General features: G+C 50.9%; 15 protein-coding genes. 4 read left to right on the top strand and 11 right to left on the bottom strand.

The window, feature by feature from the left end:
* Window position 1: 1 nt before the first annotated feature.
* From fliL to ABEA14_RS02235, 11 genes are all read right to left on the bottom strand, one after another.
* Entirely contained in the window at window positions 2-535 is a 534-nt protein-coding gene (gene fliL / locus ABEA14_RS02285) for a flagellar basal body-associated protein FliL (protein ID WP_345338195.1), read from the bottom strand.
* 80 nt (window positions 536-615) lie between these two features.
* The gene (locus tag ABEA14_RS02280; RefSeq protein WP_345338194.1) at window positions 616-2286 is read right to left on the bottom strand and encodes a flagellar hook-length control protein FliK; all 1671 of its coding nucleotides are present in this window, start codon (window positions 2284-2286) and stop codon (window positions 616-618) included.
* Window positions 2287-2378: 92 nt separating this feature from the next.
* Entirely contained in the window at window positions 2379-2837 is a 459-nt protein-coding gene (gene fliJ, locus ABEA14_RS02275; protein ID WP_345338193.1) for a flagellar export protein FliJ, read from the bottom strand.
* Window positions 2838-2848: 11 nt separating this feature from the next.
* Window positions 2849-4252: a flagellar protein export ATPase FliI gene (gene fliI / locus ABEA14_RS02270; RefSeq protein WP_377776168.1), complete on the bottom strand. Its 1404-nt coding sequence runs from the start codon at window positions 4250-4252 to the stop codon at window positions 2849-2851.
* Window positions 4230-5192 (bottom strand): flagellar assembly protein FliH, encoded by a 963-nt coding sequence (gene fliH / locus ABEA14_RS02265; protein ID WP_345338192.1) that lies wholly within the window; start codon window positions 5190-5192, stop codon window positions 4230-4232. The genes fliI and fliH overlap by 23 nt, the downstream gene beginning before the upstream one ends.
* 51 nt (window positions 5193-5243) lie before the next feature.
* On the bottom strand, window positions 5244-6302 hold the full coding sequence (gene fliG, locus ABEA14_RS02260) for a flagellar motor switch protein FliG (protein ID WP_345338191.1): 1059 nt from the start codon (window positions 6300-6302) through the stop codon (window positions 5244-5246).
* A 20-nt stretch (window positions 6303-6322) separates the two neighbouring features.
* A complete protein-coding gene (gene fliF / locus ABEA14_RS02255) occupies window positions 6323-8065 on the bottom strand; it encodes a flagellar basal-body MS-ring/collar protein FliF (protein WP_377776169.1) in 1743 nt (580 codons plus the stop codon).
* A 30-nt stretch (window positions 8066-8095) separates the two neighbouring features.
* Entirely contained in the window at window positions 8096-8422 is a 327-nt protein-coding gene (gene fliE / locus ABEA14_RS02250) for a flagellar hook-basal body complex protein FliE (protein ID WP_345338190.1), read from the bottom strand.
* 174 nt (window positions 8423-8596) lie between these two features.
* Window positions 8597-9961, bottom strand: coding sequence for a sigma-54-dependent transcriptional regulator (locus ABEA14_RS02245; protein WP_345338189.1), 1365 nt, complete (start codon window positions 9959-9961; stop codon window positions 8597-8599).
* 1 nt (window position 9962) lies between these two features.
* On the bottom strand, window positions 9963-11105 hold the full coding sequence (locus ABEA14_RS02240; RefSeq protein ID WP_345338188.1) for a sensor histidine kinase: 1143 nt from the start codon (window positions 11103-11105) through the stop codon (window positions 9963-9965).
* A gap of 217 nt (window positions 11106-11322) precedes the next feature.
* A complete protein-coding gene (locus tag ABEA14_RS02235; RefSeq protein WP_345338187.1) occupies window positions 11323-12765 on the bottom strand; it encodes a sigma-54 dependent transcriptional regulator in 1443 nt (480 codons plus the stop codon).
* A 283-nt stretch (window positions 12766-13048) separates the two neighbouring features.
* Here ABEA14_RS02235 and fliS point away from each other — a divergent pair, with 283 nt between their 5' ends.
* The 4 genes from fliS to pseC are packed head-to-tail and all read left to right on the top strand — an operon-like array spanning window position 13049 to window position 15947.
* On the top strand, window positions 13049-13468 hold the full coding sequence (gene fliS / locus ABEA14_RS02230) for a flagellar export chaperone FliS (RefSeq protein ID WP_345338186.1): 420 nt from the start codon (window positions 13049-13051) through the stop codon (window positions 13466-13468).
* Window positions 13461-13763, top strand: coding sequence for a hypothetical protein (locus tag ABEA14_RS02225; protein ID WP_345338185.1), 303 nt, complete (start codon window positions 13461-13463; stop codon window positions 13761-13763). Before fliS ends, ABEA14_RS02225 begins: the two co-directional genes overlap by 8 nt.
* A gap of 28 nt (window positions 13764-13791) precedes the next feature.
* On the top strand, window positions 13792-14793 hold the full coding sequence (gene pseB, locus ABEA14_RS02220; RefSeq protein WP_345338184.1) for a UDP-N-acetylglucosamine 4,6-dehydratase (inverting): 1002 nt from the start codon (window positions 13792-13794) through the stop codon (window positions 14791-14793).
* Window positions 14790-15947, top strand: a complete 1158-nt coding sequence (pseC, locus tag ABEA14_RS02215) for a UDP-4-amino-4,6-dideoxy-N-acetyl-beta-L-altrosamine transaminase (RefSeq protein ID WP_345338182.1) — start codon at window positions 14790-14792, stop codon at window positions 15945-15947. The genes pseB and pseC overlap by 4 nt, the downstream gene beginning before the upstream one ends.
* Window positions 15948-15949: the final 2 nt, after the last annotated feature.

Here is a 15949-nt window from a genome sequence, read left to right as displayed (position 1 = left end):
CTCACTGCATCACGAAGCCGGTGAACAGAACCTGTTCCACCACTTCAGTGCCTTCCAATCCTTGCAGAGCAGACTTCACATCATTTAAAGCTTGCTCGCGCAGACGCTCTTTACCTTCCAGCGTTGCCAATTCGTCGGCATTTGCGCCGGAGAAGGTTTTCAACAGGGTGCCTTCAATCATCGGAATATGTTTCTTAGCCAATGACTCGTTATTACCGCCTCTCACCAGCAGTTGCACCTTAATCTGTACCAGTCGGTCCCGGCCGCTACCCGGCACGTTAAACACAAACGGCCTTGGCATTGCTACATAGAGTGCATTGCCCGTTTGAGCATCTCCTGCAGGCGCTGCGGGTGCAGCCGCTGCAGAGTCACCTTCAACAGCAGCCTCAGCTGGTGCGGAGTCATCACCAGACAACAGGAAAAAGGCAGCCGCGCCACCACCGACCAACACTACGACCGCAATGATGATAATGAGCATCATCGGCTTTTTTTTGCCTTCGCCGTCGTCTAACTCTAATTCGAGATCTTCTGCCATAACTGTACGTTTTTTAAGCTAAAAATTAGTCACTAAATTAAGCCGCAAGCTACCACATTTTTCAGCTTGCTCCTATGGGATCAGGCGAAGTAATCCACTCTTCCCGGCGCAATCTGGCGCTGGATCACAGGGATATCTATCTCAGCTTCCAGCATATCTTCCTGCGCATGCTCAAAGGCAAGTGCAGGATCATGTTCATGGGCCTGCCCCTGCTCGCCCTGAGACTCGCGATGTGACACCTGAGTATCTCCCAAAGCAACGCCTTGCTGTTGCAACATCTCTCTCAGTCTAGGCAAGGATTGCTCCAGCATCTCTTTCGCTTGCTGGTTCTGAGTCACAATCTGCACTTGTGCCTGGTCCTGCTGCACTTGCACACGAACCATCATCGAACCAAGTTCAGGTGGATCCAAGCGGATCTCGGCTCTATCCATGCGACCGTTCACCATCAGCATCATTCGTTCACGAAGCTGGTTGGCAGCCACCTCTTGTTGGCGTATATCGACGGCCTGCTGCAACATGGTTTGAAGATCAGCTCTTGCTTGCTGCACCTGTGGTGTTTGAGTTGCGGTACCCGTTGCTGTTTGAGATTGCGAAATTACCCCTTGGGATGCCAACTCGGCCCTTTCAAATGCAGAGGTCAGGTTTGCTTGCGGCACGGGGCCTTCGCCATTCCGACTGCCTAGTTGCTGTGCCACCGCATTCGCCAGCCGGGATACAGACACCTCTGCTTCCGGTTCTGGCTCACCGCCTTCAGCGTCTCCCGCCAGCGCGTCAAATAGTCCCTGCTGTTTAGCATCGGCCTCAGCTTTTAAGTCGCTCGCAGTCGCCGTGCCAGCAATGCCATTGGCCATAGGCTGACCTGATTTGCCGCTCCATGCCGATGGCGAAGTGGCTTGGTTGTTAGCAGCGCGTCGAATTAACTCGATAGCAGACTCTACTTCGGCGTCTACCGGCGTATCGCTGGTTGATGGTTGAGGAGCCGCAACAAGATCTGGTCTGAGCTCAGCGCCCCTACCTGAAACGGTTTGTGTTTGTGGCTGTTGCACTGATGCAGCAACTGTCTGTTCGTTAGGCCTATTTGCTTGATCTTTGCCTTGCTCACTAACAGCGACATTGGCTCGTTGTAACTCTTCGCTGCTCTTATTGCCATCAACGGACAGTGCGGACTCCAGTTCGACTCCGGCAGAAATACTCTCAATGTCATTATCAACATTGGCTGCGTCCAATACTTCCCCGTCGACTAGCGGCTCAGTGGAGGTATCACCCGACACACCCTTACCAGCTTTGGACTGTTCTTGGTCCGCTACGCGTCGGTTAAGCGCACTCTCCGCCCAGGTCAAAAAATTCAACAGGTTATCTGGAGTATCCAGTGACTCATCGCCTGCGGATGGAATGGGGTTCTGATCAGGAACATCTAAAGTTGCTTCTGCCCGCTGATTTTCTTTGTCGGAGTGCAGGGTTGCTTCATCAGGCACCTGCGCTGTCAGATGACCATCTTCCAGCTTCAACCCCAGTTGAGTCAGCAGTCCATCAAGCTCATCTTCACCAAATTTCTGTTGCAGACTGTTGAGCCAATCGCCCTGCTCGACTTCGCCTTCCGCCAGCGCCTGCTGAAATGCCGCTAACGTCTCATCTAACATTTCTGCAAACAGATCTGACTCGCCGTCTCCGTTGACCGAAGCGCCAAACAATCCATCAAACAGGCCCGCATCCTGTTCACTTAGGCCTGCGGCCATTTGCATTGATGCCATGCTTACCTCTCAAAACCGGCAAGATTTGCCGCTTTTCAGCTGAATATTCTTATTACCAACAGACAAAGCAATATCCGTTCCAGTCCACCAAATTAGTTCTGTTCCTCTGTCATCAAACGGCGAACAAGTTGCTGGGTAGAGAATTCATCTGCCAGCTTTTGCTCCAATTTATCTGCTTTTACCTGCTGTGCTTTCTTCTGTTTCTCGATCAATAGATCGATGGCATTTCTTTGTTTTCTCGCCTGGTCCCAGTGATAACGACGTTGCTGCTGTGCGGCCTTCGCCTCTGTAATTTTGGTCTGCTGACCGATCAGCACGCCATCCAGTCGGTCTAAAAACTGCTGGAACTGGAAGTAAACCGCGCTGCCTAAACCGTCACTGCCTTTTTGTCTCAATTGTCTGAGATAATCCAAGCGATACTGCTGAAGCATGGTTTCTTGCTGCTCTTCCGCCATGACCCGCTCAGATGCTTGTTTCAACTGACGTGCCGCCTGTTGCTCTTTTTCTTCAGCCATCTTGGCGACCAGTTGTAATTGAGCCAGCTTTGCCATTGGTTATTCCTCTACTGCGGCATACCTTGTTGCGGGACAGCGCCAGGGGCCATATTCTGCTGACTTTGCTGAACACTCTGCATCAGTACCTGCTGCAACGCTCCCAGACAGGCGTCATAAGATTTCACATCTTTCATACCCTGTTGCAGGAAGTTGTTAATCACTGGCAGCATCTGAATGGACAAATCTACTTCAGGATCACTCCCTCGGGCATAAGCACCAATGGAGATAAGATCGCGGTTGCGCTGATAAGTGGCGTAAATCTGTTTGAGGCGGCGAGCCAATAATTGATGCTCATCGCTGGTAACCATGGGCATAACACGACTGATCGATTTTTCGATATCAATGGCCGGGTAATGACCTTCATCCGCCAACTCTCTGGATAAGACAATATGCCCATCGAGAATGGCTCGCGCGGAATCAGCAATGGGGTCTTGCAAGTCGTCCCCTTCAACCAGAACAGTGTAGAAGGCAGTAATTGAGCCCTGTCCATCGCCCCCATTACCGGCACGCTCAACCAGTTGCGGCAATTTGGCAAATACCGAAGGCGGATACCCTTTGGTCGCCGGAGGCTCGCCTACTGCAAGGGCAATCTCTCGCTGAGCCTGTGCAAATCGGGTGAGAGAATCCATCAGCAAGAGTACGTTTAACCCCTGATCTCGGAAGTACTCTGCAATAGTGACCGCGGTTTCGCAGCCTTTAAGCCGCATCAGAGGAGAGGCATCAGCAGGGGCTGCTACCACAACCGCACGCTGTCTTCCCTCTTCGCCCAGGATCTCATCGATAAACTCTTTTACTTCTCGGCCACGCTCACCAATCAAGCCCACCACAATCACATCGGCCGTTGTTCCCCTGGTCATCATGCCCAGAAGTACACTTTTACCCACGCCAGAGCCTGCAAAGAGCCCCATCCGCTGGCCTTCGCCGATGGTCAGGGCGCTGTTGATGGCGGTAACGCCAACATCTAAGGGGCGCTGAATGGGGCGGCGGATCATCGGATTGATAGGCTCAGCTTTTAAAGATGCGCGGTCATTGGTAACCAAGGGGCCGCGTCCATCGATAGGGTGACCATTACCGTCAACAACGCGTCCCAACAACTCCATACCCACCGGAATACCGTATTCACTGGAAGTGGGAGTGACCTTTGCGCCGGGAACAACCCCTTTGACTTCACCACTTGGCATCAAATAGAGAATTTCACCGCTGAAGCCAACTACCTCAGCTTCAATTTCCCCTTCGAGGGTTTCCACTTTGCAGCGGCTGCCAATAGGTGCGCGACAGCCAACGGCCTCAAATGTGAGGCCAACAACGCGGGTTAACATGCCTGAAACAACAGGGCGCGGTGCACTGATCGCTTTACGATAGTGATGAAGCTGGGACACCAGCGCGGCGCTATTTCTCAGGCGATGCATCATCTTCTCCTGACGGTTTAGCACTTTCTTGCAGTGGTTCAGGTGAGTTCGTTTGTTCGAGTTGTTCTATTAGCCCTTCAGCCTGCTCTACTCCGGCCACAGCTTCAGTGACTGCCGATTCAGAGACTGGCGATTCAGTGACTGGGGCTGTGCCCTGCGCGGGCAAAGGTGTCGTATCCGGCTCCAGCGCAGGTACACTTTGATGTAAGAAACGCTCCATCAGTGTCTTCACTCGCTCTTTGAGTGAAACACTGACATAGGATTGTTCTGAAGAAATCTGGCAGTCACCTCGGTTCATGGACGGCTCTGCGCTTAACTGCCAGCCACGCTCGCTCAGCATCTCTTCACTGTAGTGACGTTCAACCAGTGCCAAATCGTCAGGATTTAAACTGATAGAGAGTTTTCTCGCACTGAGCGGAAGCGCATTCGTGGCCTCTCTCAGCACTTTAAGTATCACCTCTTCATTAGTGGCAATTTCACAACGAATAACTTCTTGGGCTAATTCGACTACCAATCCAACCAAGCTGCGCTCAACTTCCCCATCCACATGCATCAACGGTTGCTCAAATTGACGTGCCAGTGCTGACCAGGCTTCTGCTCGCTCCTGGACTAACGCAGCCCCCGCAGCTTCACCTTCCGCCTGGCCTTTTACCAATCCCTCTTTATGCCCCTGCTCAAAACCTTCTTTTTTACCCTCTTCAAAACCTTTTGCGTGCCCTTCTTCATGGCCCTGCAATAGTCCTTCGTCGTATGCAGCTTTGCGGATTAACTCCAACTCCTCGGCGGTAAGAACAGGGATCTCCTCTTCCTCTTCCACCTCGATCTCATGACGCTCACCAGGTCGGAGCCCCATGGCATTGGTAGGTATCGAGTCAAAATCGATCTCTTCACCCACATCAGGCAATTGCCAGGAGTCTATTTCGTTTTCGTTCTTATTTGCCATTGGGCTGCTGCACTCGCTTATCTATCACGCTACTGGTATGCCGCTGATGAGTTAAAGGAACTCTTCGCCACCGCCGGCACCGCCCAACATAATCTCTCCGGCATCCGCCAGACGACGAGCGATAGAGAGAATCTCTTTCTGTGCTGCTTCAACCTCACTGATACGCACAGGTCCCATCGCTTCGAGATCATCTTTAAGCATTTCTGCAGCACGTTTAGACATGTTGTCGTAGACCTTGTTACGCAGGGTGTCATCAGCACCTTTAATCGCTTTAAGCAGTTGCTCTTGTGGCACTTCTCTAAGCAGTGCTTGGATACCACGGTCATCCACGTCAACCAAATTCTCGAATACGAACATCAGGTCTTGGATCTGTTGTGCCATCTCTTCGTCGTTTTCACGAATAGAATCCATCAACTGGCCTTCAACATTGGTATCCAGGTAGTTCAAGATGTTTGCGGCAGCCTTCAAGCCGCCCATCTTGGCTGCCTGTGCACCGGACTGACCAGCGAACTGTTTCTCCATGATCTCGTTAAGCTCTTGCAAAGCGGCAGGCTGTACTTCTTCGAGATTGGCGATACGCATTGTCAGATCCAAACGTACCTTCTCTGAGAACTGCGCCAGAATTTCGGCGGACTGCTCAGGCTCCAGATAAGAGAGCACGATAGTTTGGATCTGCGGGTGTTCGTTGAGAATAATATTGGCGACCTGACGTGCATCCATCCACTTCAGTGAATCCAAACCTTTAGCGCCACCGCCCATGATGATCTGGTCAATCAGGTTGCCAGCTTTGTCTTCACCCAGAGCTTGCGTTAAGGCATTCCGCACGAACTCTTCACTGTCCAGACCAATACTTGAATACTTCTGGATATCGTCAAGAAACAGGTTATGAACAGCGCTGATCTTGGCCTGAGAAAAGTCCTGCATGCCCGCCATGGCCATACCCACCTTCTGTACCTGCTTTGGCTCCAGGTGACGCAAGATCTGCGCGGCATCTTCCTCTGTCAGGCTGAGCAGCAATATCGCAACTTTGTCGAATCCGCTGATCTCACCGACATCAAACTCCTGGTTGTTATTCTCGGCAGCTTCGTCTTTTTTCTTTTCTTCAGCCATTTTCTATTCCTTAACCAGGATTACTTCTTGTTTGCTTCAGCTTCTAGCCAGCCTTTAACAACCTGTACCGACAGGTCAGGCTCATTGGCCACCAGCGCACGAACTGCTTTGAGTACATCTTCCTCTTTATGCAGGTCCGGCAACTGTACTTTGCCGCCAACAATACTACCAATCAGCTCTTCGTTCACTTCACTATCTAGTTCACTTTCAGCGGCAAGCAATCCACCTTCGATACCGCGGGCAACAGCGCCGTCGAGCAATGCTCTATCTTCATCTGCTGTATCATCCTCTTTCGCTGTCAGCTTACGCAGCATTGGACGCACTACCAGCAGTACCAGGATAAGCACACTCAGAATACCGGTGATCATGCGCATACCAGTCCAGAACATAGGTTGTTCGTAGATAGGCACAGAGATGTCAGCCAGTTCATCCTCTTTAACGAACGGAATAGTGACTACTTCCAGCGTGTCACCGCGCTGTACATTGAAGCCCAGACCACCTTGCAATAAGCGACGGAGGTTTGACAGCTCCTGCTGAGAACGAGGCACAAGGTCGGTACCCTCAGTTTCTGCGTTTGGTACGTTTTTATAGTTAACAGCAACAGATACACTCACTCGGCGCACCACACCTACCTGCTGACGGGTATGACTCAAAGTCGTATCCAGCTCGTAGTTACGCGTTGCTTCACGATGGCTACGACCTGGGGTCCCGCCACCACCAGCAGCGCCACCACCAGCAACTTCAGGAATATCTGCCTGCGCAGGTGGTTGATTGGTAAGCGCACCTGGGATACCACCGATGGCACTGCCTACAGAGTTTTCTTCGATGGTCATTTCACTGCGCAGCGCAGGCAGGTCGGGATTGAATCGACGCTGAGTCTGCTCTACGGAGGTAAAGTCCATGGTGACATCTACCTGAGCGGTGTAATTACCTAAGCCCACAACGGGAATTAGGATCGAGTCGATTTTGTTCAGGTATTCAGATTCACGCTGGCGCTCCAGATCAAACTCTTTACGAGACCTGGCAGACAACGCATCCTGTGAACCCGAGTTAAGCAGGCGACCACTGGCATCAGTCACGGTCACTCGTGTTGGCTCCATGCCGTTGACCGCAGAGGAAACGATATCAACGATTGAATCGACTTCTTCGCGACTCAAGGTTGAGCCACGGCCCACAGTCACAACCACCGTGGCACTGGGGCTCTTTTCACGACGCGCGAATACAGACTGCTGAGGGATAGCGAGCAACACGCGAGCACGCTTAACATTGCGGAGATCTTCAATGGTGCGAGCCAGTTGCTGTTCACGACTGTGCTTGAGACGTTCACGCTCCAGGCGTTGGCTTACACCAAAACCCATATCCTGCATCAGGATGTCCGTACCATTGGCAGGTTCAGCACCCAGGCCAGCACGGGCCAACTTCAACTTAATGTCTTGGTATTCGGTAGCGGGAATGAAAATGGTGTCACGGTCAAGGCGATAGTTGATCTGGTTCTGGTCGAAGAAATCCAGTGTCTGCAGCAATTCATCACTTTCCATCCTTGGCAGAGGACGCATCTCCGGGTCTTGCGCCCAGATCAATACAAACACACCAATCGCCAAGCTGATGGCGAGCGCCAAGATAATGGTTATTTGTCGCAAGACATCAACACTGCCTAAATGCGAAAGCACCGACGACTTCTTCTCTTCGGTATCCGCCTGCGTTCCTGTATCCGCCCCATCTTGAGGGACCATCAATTCTGTATTCGGGGTTGCTTCAGCCACAATCTAATCTCCGTACCAATGAACAGCGGGTTAAACCGGCATGTTCATAATCTCTTTGTAGGCCTCTACAAGCTTGTTCCGAACCTGGACCGTAGCTTGAAAAGCAACACTCGATTTCTGCGAAGCAATCATTACATCGCCCAGACTGACACTGCGATCACCCATTTCGAAGGCTGTTCTCAACTGTCCAGTCTGTGACTGCAGATCATTGACGCCGTCGATTGCGTTTTTGAGTAAACCACCGAACTTATCTCCAGCGTTATTAGTAGCCACGGCATCGGGACGCATTTCGGTTCCCTGGGCCTGGCGCATCATCGCCTGCATTTCGCTGTATAGGTCGTGTGCTTTAACTTGCATCTGAATGCTCCCAACGCATTTCGCGTCAATTTTTCGCTCTTGGGAACATAAACTGCAAAGAGCTTGCCAAGTTATTTACATTGGCAAGAAAGTAGAAGAGAAATAATGGAGTTTGTTTTGTTAACCAATTGAAAAGCGGGCAAATTGCCCGCCATCAAATATGCTAAGAACTTGTTACGCTGGCACTTCGATGCCCATTTCACGCATTCTCGCCAGCTTGTATCTTAGGGTGCGAGGGCTGATCCCCAGCTTCTCAGCGACATCTTTCCGACGCCCCTGACAGGACGCCAGTGTTTGCAGAATAATTTGATTCTCTTGCATTTTAAGCTCACCGCCTAAACCATCACCGTCATCTGCTGCGGTTGTTTCTTCAACGTGGGTCGACACTAATGGCTCAGTTACAGGCATCTGCATCTCATCTTCAATAATCAGATCGGTCGCATCCACTCGCCCTTCGCACTGAAGGATTAAGGCACGCTGAATGACGTTATCCAACTCCCTGACATTCCCCGGCCAGGCATGCATCTGCAACCGGTGTTTCGCTGCTGCTGTCAGCTCAGGTACAGCGGTGCCAGAAAGCTGACTATGCCGCGCCAGTAGATGTTCAGCTAATGGAATGATATCTCCCGGGCGCTGGTTCAGCGGCTTCCAGGTAAGCGGAAATACATTCAATCGATAGTAAAGGTCTTCCCTGAACTTGCCCTCAGTAACGGTTTGTTTTAACTCGCGGTTACTGGTTGCCAAAACGCGCACATTCAAACTGATGGTCTTGCGACTACCTAACCGCTCCACTTCACGTTCCTGCAGGACCCTCAGTAATTTAGCCTGCAGACCCAGATCCATTTCGGTGATCTCGTCAAGTAAAATGGTTCCGTTCTGCGCCTGTTCGAACTTGCCAGGGCACGCTTGTAATGCGCCGGTAAATGCGCCCTTCTCATAACCAAACAGTGTTGCTTCGAGCATATTTTCAGGGATGGCAGCACAGTTAATGGCAATAAAGGGGCCGTCTGCCCGAGGCGAGTTGTCATGAATATAGCGCGCCAGCACTTCTTTACCTGAACCGCTGGGACCAAGCACCATCACATTCGCTTCTGAGGCCGCGACCTTGGCTGCCAAAGCTAATAGCTGCTCACTGGCCGGGTCTCCGACCACGGGGGAATAGCGCTCTTTACCTTCCGTCGGTGCATAGCGGCTGACCAGGTTTAAAAGCACTTCAGGGGCAAAAGGTTTTGCCAGATAATCGTTGGCACCTTCGCGCATCGCCGTCACAGCGGCATCCACCGTGGCATAAGCTGTCATCATCAGTACTGGCAATTGCGGTAATTTGCTGCGGATAGACCTGAGTAGCTGTAATCCACTCATACCCGGCATTTGTACATCACTGACGACAATATCAAACTTCTCTTTGGAGAGTTGAAGCAAGGCGGCTTCACCTGAATCAACTTCGGTCACTTGGTAACCCGAAATCATCAGCGTATCGACCAAGGCTTCTCTCAAGCCGGCGTCATCTTCAACTACCAGTACTTTAGTCTCGGCCATCTTATCCTCCCCAAACCTGCTTTAACGGCACATCTGCATGGTTTTGGTGTTCATTACGAATGGGCAGAACCAGGGTTACCCGGGTCCCTTTGCCCTCTTCTGAGCTAAGCAGCATCTTGCCCTTGTGCGCAGTGGCAACGGCCTGCACAACCGCAAGTCCTAAACCAGTTCCCTGGCTGCGGCTGGTATAGAAAGGCTCCATCACTTTTCTGAGCATCGGTTCAGGGATCCCCTTGCCGTTGTCGGTAATAGTGATCATCACTCGTTCAGCTTCTGTTTTCGCTGCAATCTCTATCTGAGTGGCTGATGCCTGCAGGCTGTTGTGTACCAGGTTACTCATGGCGCTGGCTAAACTCGGCGCATTGCCCAGCACTTCAACGTCTGGTTCAGGCAGAACCAAAGTCAGTTTGCCGCGGCTTTTTGTCACCATGGCGTCGACTCGGGACTGAACATCAGTAAGAAGCGCCTGCATCGAGAGTGGCGAAGCCGCCAACTGACTATCACTGCGTGCAAATAGCAGCATGTCATTAACCTGCTGCTCAAGATCCTGCAGGCGGGACAGGAGTTTCTGGTGGAATGCTTGCCGATTCTCGCCGCTGAGTGTGTTGTTACCCAGATTAGCGGCATACAGCATGGCAGCAGACAGCGGCGTTCTTACCTGGTGCGCTAGTGACGCAACCATTTTGCCTAGCGCAGACAGCCGCTGCATATGACTGAATCTTTCCTGCAACTGACGGGTTTCGGTCAAATCTGTCAGCAGGATTAACTGACCAGGCTCAGGCGAAAGCGCGGTTGTCGCCAGCTTAACGCGGCGGCCATTGGTTAGAGATACTTCGTGACCGTCATCGGCCTGAGGGGCAAATGCTCGGGCAATAATGTTTCGCCACAACTCACCAATCAGTGGTTCACCTAACATCTCGATAGCAATGGGGTTCGCTTCCCTAACAATACCATCACCATCAATCACGACGAGTCCTGCAGGCAGGATCTCCATCAGGTGACGCATGCGGCTGGCATTGTTAGTCACACCCTGCTCTTTTGGCTGAGCTTTGCCGCTAGCCAACTGTTCAGCCATATCACCACCGAGCAAAGCCGATGCTGTCGCTGATACCTCTGCGGGTGTTGTAAGAGTACTTGGTGTCATCTCATTGTCGCTCCCATTGACACGATACCCCGTATCAGCGAAATTCATGCCATAAAAGATAAGAGACTGTTTTAAATGAACTTAAGAAGGTTTAGGCGATAAATAAAAAGGGGAGGTCATTAGGTCTGACGAGAATATGACGCCTATAAAACGCAAAAAGCGCACCCTGTAAAGGTACGCTTTTTTAAGTCGTTACTATTAACTTTTTACTTACTGGCTACTCGTCGTCGCGAGCAATGCTGTACTTACGCATTTTCTCTACCAGCGTGGTGCGGCGCATACCGAGCTGTTCAGCAGCACGCGCAACCACCCAGTCTTGTCTTACCAAGGCCTGCTGAATGTAGTCAGTTTCAATATCAGAGAGCATCTCTTTTAGGTTGATCCCCTCTTCAGGTAGCTCATGAGGCACCTGAGCTTCACCGATCAGAGGCTCAGCATCCTCTCTGAACAAGGCATTAAGAGATTCACGCTCCAACACTTCTTCAGAGTAAACCGGCTCGTACTCTTCTACTTCAATATGACGATACTTAGGCGGCAGATCATTTACGTCAACCACGCCGTTCGGGTAGAGAATAACCAAACGTTCAACCAAGTTAGATAATTCTCGGACGTTACCCGACCATGGGTGCAACATCAAAGAGTCAATCGCCTTATCAGTAAATCGGATAGCAGCACTATGTTCTGCTTCCAGTCGAGATACCAATTCCTGCAGCAACAGAGGAATATCGTCCTGACGTTCACAAAGTGCGGGCATCTCGATAGGGAAAACATTCAGACGGTAGTATAGATCTTCACGGAAGCCGCCATCGCTGATCATGCCTTCGAGATTGCGATGCGTCGCTGCGACGATGCGTACATCGGCGGTTACCAACTTAGCGCTGCCAACACGTTCAAATACACGCTCCTGCAATACGCGTAGCAATTTAACCTGCATGTTCAGCGGCATATCACCGATTTCATCAAGAAACAGTGTGCCGCCCTGAGCCAATTCGAAGCGACCTTTGCGGCTGGTAATTGCGCCAGTAAAAGCGCCCTTCTCATGACCGAATAATTCACTTTCCAGCAGCTCGGCTGGAATAGCACCACAGTTGACGGGAACAAACGGGCCGTCACGACGGGCAGACAGGTAATGAATATTACGCGCCACCACCTCTTTACCCGTACCTGAGTCTCCCAATACCAGCACGTTGGCATCGGTAACGGAAACCTGTTCGATGAGCTGACGCACTTGCGCGATAGCGTCGCTTCGACCGACCAAGCTTCGGAATAGTTTGGTTTGACTGGCGGTTTGTGGCTTACCGCCGGGGCGCTTACGATGATAATCCTGACAGCGATGAATGACTTCCGTCATTTTGCTGTAACTAAAAGGCATTTCCAGAGAGCCCACCAGGTTTGGTAGCTCTACACCACCATCATCACCCAACAGGATATAGGGCTGGAGCGGATGGACAGAAGCAAGACGTTGAATGAACTCCAAAGGCTCTTCGTCTGCTATGTCCCCTATTATTACGGCGCGCCAGCTATCCTCACTGTTGATGAGCGCCAGGTTATCAGAGCCTGTGACCCTGCAACTTTCACCGATAAAGCCTAATAGAAGATCTAACTGCGCGCGGCGCTCATTATTATCATCAATGACGAGAACGTCAGATAATCCCTGCATAAGTGGAACCTTTTAACCCTCTGGGTATTGCGGAAAAATCCGCCATTTCCTTGACGCTGGAGAAACCGTCTTTTACTGAGGTCTTATATTAATATCGGCTTCTATTGTATTGAAAGAGCCTGATAGAGCAACATCGGAGTGGGAGCAAAGTCTCAGTTTAGATCGCTGGCACTCAATTTGCTTACACAAATGAGAGGCAGATCCGTCTGTGCGGATCTTTGACGCTGCTACTATGAACAGCAACTGCACACATGCGTAACAACGCAGAAGAAGGTAAACGAACATGGCAAGAACATCGATTCAGCAGTACCGACAAGGTACGGTGAGCTCGCTGACGGATGCGGACCCTCATACACAGGTATCAGCCATCATGGCGCATATTCTGGGTAATGTCGCCGCCGCCCGCGGAGCGATTGAGCGAAAAGACCATGAAGCAAAAGGGCTTAAAATCGGCAAGGCCATTGAGCTTATTAGTGTATTGCAGGCAAGCCTGGATATGGAGGTTGGCGGAGAGATATCCCGCAATCTCTACGATCTTTATGATTTCTGCATCTTTAAATTGGGCCAAGCTTCAGTCAACGGTGAGCTGGAAGCGATGGATGCAGTGACCGGTGTGATGAGAAACATCAAAGAGGGTTGGGACGGTATTCCGCAAGATGTCCGTGATGACCTGGCGAAAAAGAAGGCTGCGGAAAGTGAGTAAAGCCGAGCAGTCTGATTATGCAGTGCTTGTCGAGCAGGGAAGAAACCTGCAGCAGACACTGGATAAGCCACCCGAGCCAGATTTGGATTTAGCTAGCTTGGGCTTTGAGCAATGGTTAACGGCAGTGAATAATCACGCAAAAAACTGCCAGGACCGTTCAGAATTGGCCGAGCTCAACGCATTAGTACTTCAAATTAAACAAACCATTACCAGCAGACAGGACAAAACCAAAGAGTTGTTGCTCCGCTCCAAACGCGCTGGTAAAGGCAAAAATGCTTATCAGAATAATAGATAGATCGCCTTTAATAAGGTAAGGACTTCCCATGTTTGACGGTAAATCGATTCTCATCACTGGTGGTACGGGATCATTCGGTAAAAAGTACGTCAAGACCCTGCTTGAAAGGTACAGCCCCAAGAAAATCATTATCTACTCTCGAGACGAACTGAAGCAGTATGAGATGCAACAGGTCTTCAATGCCCCTTGCATGCGCTATTTTATCGGTGATGTTCGAGATAAAGAACGTCTAATCCGGGCGATGAACGGTGTTGATTACGTTATTCATGCTGCAGCACTTAAACAAGTGCCAGCCGCAGAATACAACCCGATGGAATGTATCAAAACTAATATCAATGGTGCCGAAAACGTCATCGATGCAGCCCTGGCCAACAACGTCGAAAAAGTGATTGCTCTGTCGACAGACAAAGCCGCCAACCCGGTCAACCTATACGGCGCAACTAAGCTGTGTTCCGACAAACTGTTTGTCGCTGCCAACAACATGTCAGGCGGACACAAGACCGGTTTTGCCGTAGTTCGCTATGGCAACGTCGTTGCGTCTCGTGGCTCAGTGGTGCCCTTCTTCCAGAAACTGATTGACGACGGTGCAAAAGAGTTACCAGTCACCCATGATGAAATGACACGATTCTGGATCACTCTTCAACAGGGCGTCGATTTTGTACTCAAGAACTTTGCTCGCATGTGTGGCGGAGAAATCTTTATTCCGAAGATCCCATCGGTGAAGATCGTCGACCTTGCTAAGGCGATGGCACCTGAGCTGAAAATCAACATTATTGGCATTCGCCCCGGCGAAAAGCTTCATGAAGTCATGTGCCCTGCAGACGATTCCTATCATACCTTCGAGTTTGAAGACCATTTTGTCATCGCACCTTCCATTCAGTTCAGCAGCCGTTCCAACAACTTTGGCATCAACGCCATTGGTGAAACTGCCAAGCTGGTGGAGCAAGGGTTTGAATATAACAGCCGTGATAACACCGACTTCCTAGATATTGAAGGTATCCAGGCAATGAATGAGCAGGCAATACAATGATCCCCTACGGCAGGCAGTCTATTGACCAGGCAGACATTGATGCAGTTGTCGCAGTGCTGCAATCAGACTTCTTAACGCAGGGCCCTCAGGTTCCGCGATTCGAAGAGACTGTCGCCGACTATTGCGGTGCCAAACATGCGGTTGCCGTCAATAGCGCAACCTCGGCACTGCACATCGCCTGCTTGGCGCTGGGACTGAACCAAGGAGACATGCTCTGGACCAGTCCCAACTCATTTGTCGCCTCCGCAAATTGCGGGCTTTACTGCGGCGCCCAAATAGACTTTGTGGATATCGATCTATCCACTGGCAATATCTGCCCTAAAGCGCTTGCAGAAAAACTCGAGGCAGCGGCAAAAAACGATTCCTTGCCGAAAGTGTTGGTGGTAGTTCACTTTGCAGGTCAGCCCTGTGATATGGAGGCCATTCATACTCTCTGCTCCCCTCTGGGAATCAAGATTATCGAGGATGCCAGCCACGCCATCGGCAGTCGCTATCGTGACGCTGTCACAGGGAGCTGTCGTTTCAGTGATATCACTGTATTCAGCTTTCATCCGGTCAAGGTGATCACCAGTGCAGAAGGTGGCATGGCGGTTACCAATAACGACAGTTACGCCAAACAGATGCGCCTCTACCGGAGTCATGGTATTACCCGAGCTCCTGAAGATCTGAAGTTGAAGCAAGCCCCAGCCTGGCATTACGAACAGCAGATGCTGGGTTTCAACTATCGCATGACAGATATTCAGGCCGCACTTGGTAATAGCCAGATGCGCCATCTGGACAACTGGATAGCGCAACGCAATCAGCTAGCCAAAAACTATCAGGAAAAACTTCAGGCATTGGGGCTCAACTACTTGCAAGTGGCTGCTGATACGCTGAGTGCCTACCACCTGTTTATGCTGGTACTCCCTGAAAACAAAGCCTCTGAACACCGCTCGATTTTTGAGGAGCTTAAATCAAGAGGCATTGGCGTAAATCTTCATTACACGCCAATCCATCTGCAGCCCTACTATCAGGAGATGGGATTTCAAAGTGGGGATTTCCCCATCGCAGAAGCCTATGCGAGTCGCGCCATTACCTTGCCGCTTTATCCTGAGCTTACAGAGCAACAACAAGACTATGTCATCGACACCCTTGCTGACATCATGGGGCAATAAAA

It is taken from the genome of Corallincola platygyrae, assembly GCF_039544265.1.
Classification (GTDB): domain Bacteria; phylum Pseudomonadota; class Gammaproteobacteria; order Enterobacterales; family Neiellaceae; genus Corallincola; species Corallincola platygyrae.
Note: the sequence above shows the minus strand (reverse complement) of the source record. Positions and strands in the feature narration are given on the sequence as shown.

Excerpts from the sequence above, each read along its gene's own strand:
- fliL (WP_345338195.1), bottom strand. The coding sequence starts at position 535 with ATGGCAGAAGATCTCGAATTAGAGTTAGACGACGGCGAAGGCAAAAAA.
- ABEA14_RS02280 (WP_345338194.1), bottom strand. The coding sequence starts at position 2,286 with ATGGCATCAATGCAAATGGCCGCAGGCCTAAGTGAACAGGATGCGGGC.
- fliJ (WP_345338193.1), bottom strand. The coding sequence starts at position 2,837 with ATGGCAAAGCTGGCTCAATTACAACTGGTCGCCAAGATGGCTGAAGAA.
- fliI (WP_377776168.1), bottom strand. The coding sequence starts at position 4,252 with ATGATGCATCGCCTGAGAAATAGCGCCGCGCTGGTGTCCCAGCTTCAT.
- fliH (WP_345338192.1), bottom strand. The coding sequence starts at position 5,192 with ATGGCAAATAAGAACGAAAACGAAATAGACTCCTGGCAATTGCCTGAT.
- fliG (WP_345338191.1), bottom strand. The coding sequence starts at position 6,302 with ATGGCTGAAGAAAAGAAAAAAGACGAAGCTGCCGAGAATAACAACCAG.
- fliE (WP_345338190.1), bottom strand. The coding sequence starts at position 8,422 with ATGCAAGTTAAAGCACACGACCTATACAGCGAAATGCAGGCGATGATG.
- ABEA14_RS02245 (WP_345338189.1), bottom strand. The coding sequence starts at position 9,961 with ATGGCCGAGACTAAAGTACTGGTAGTTGAAGATGACGCCGGCTTGAGA.
- ABEA14_RS02240 (WP_345338188.1), bottom strand. The coding sequence starts at position 11,105 with ATGACACCAAGTACTCTTACAACACCCGCAGAGGTATCAGCGACAGCA.
- ABEA14_RS02235 (WP_345338187.1), bottom strand. The coding sequence starts at position 12,765 with ATGCAGGGATTATCTGACGTTCTCGTCATTGATGATAATAATGAGCGC.
- fliS (WP_345338186.1), top strand. The coding sequence starts at position 13,049 with ATGGCAAGAACATCGATTCAGCAGTACCGACAAGGTACGGTGAGCTCG.
- pseB (WP_345338184.1), top strand. The coding sequence starts at position 13,792 with ATGTTTGACGGTAAATCGATTCTCATCACTGGTGGTACGGGATCATTC.
- pseC (WP_345338182.1), top strand. The coding sequence starts at position 14,790 with ATGATCCCCTACGGCAGGCAGTCTATTGACCAGGCAGACATTGATGCA.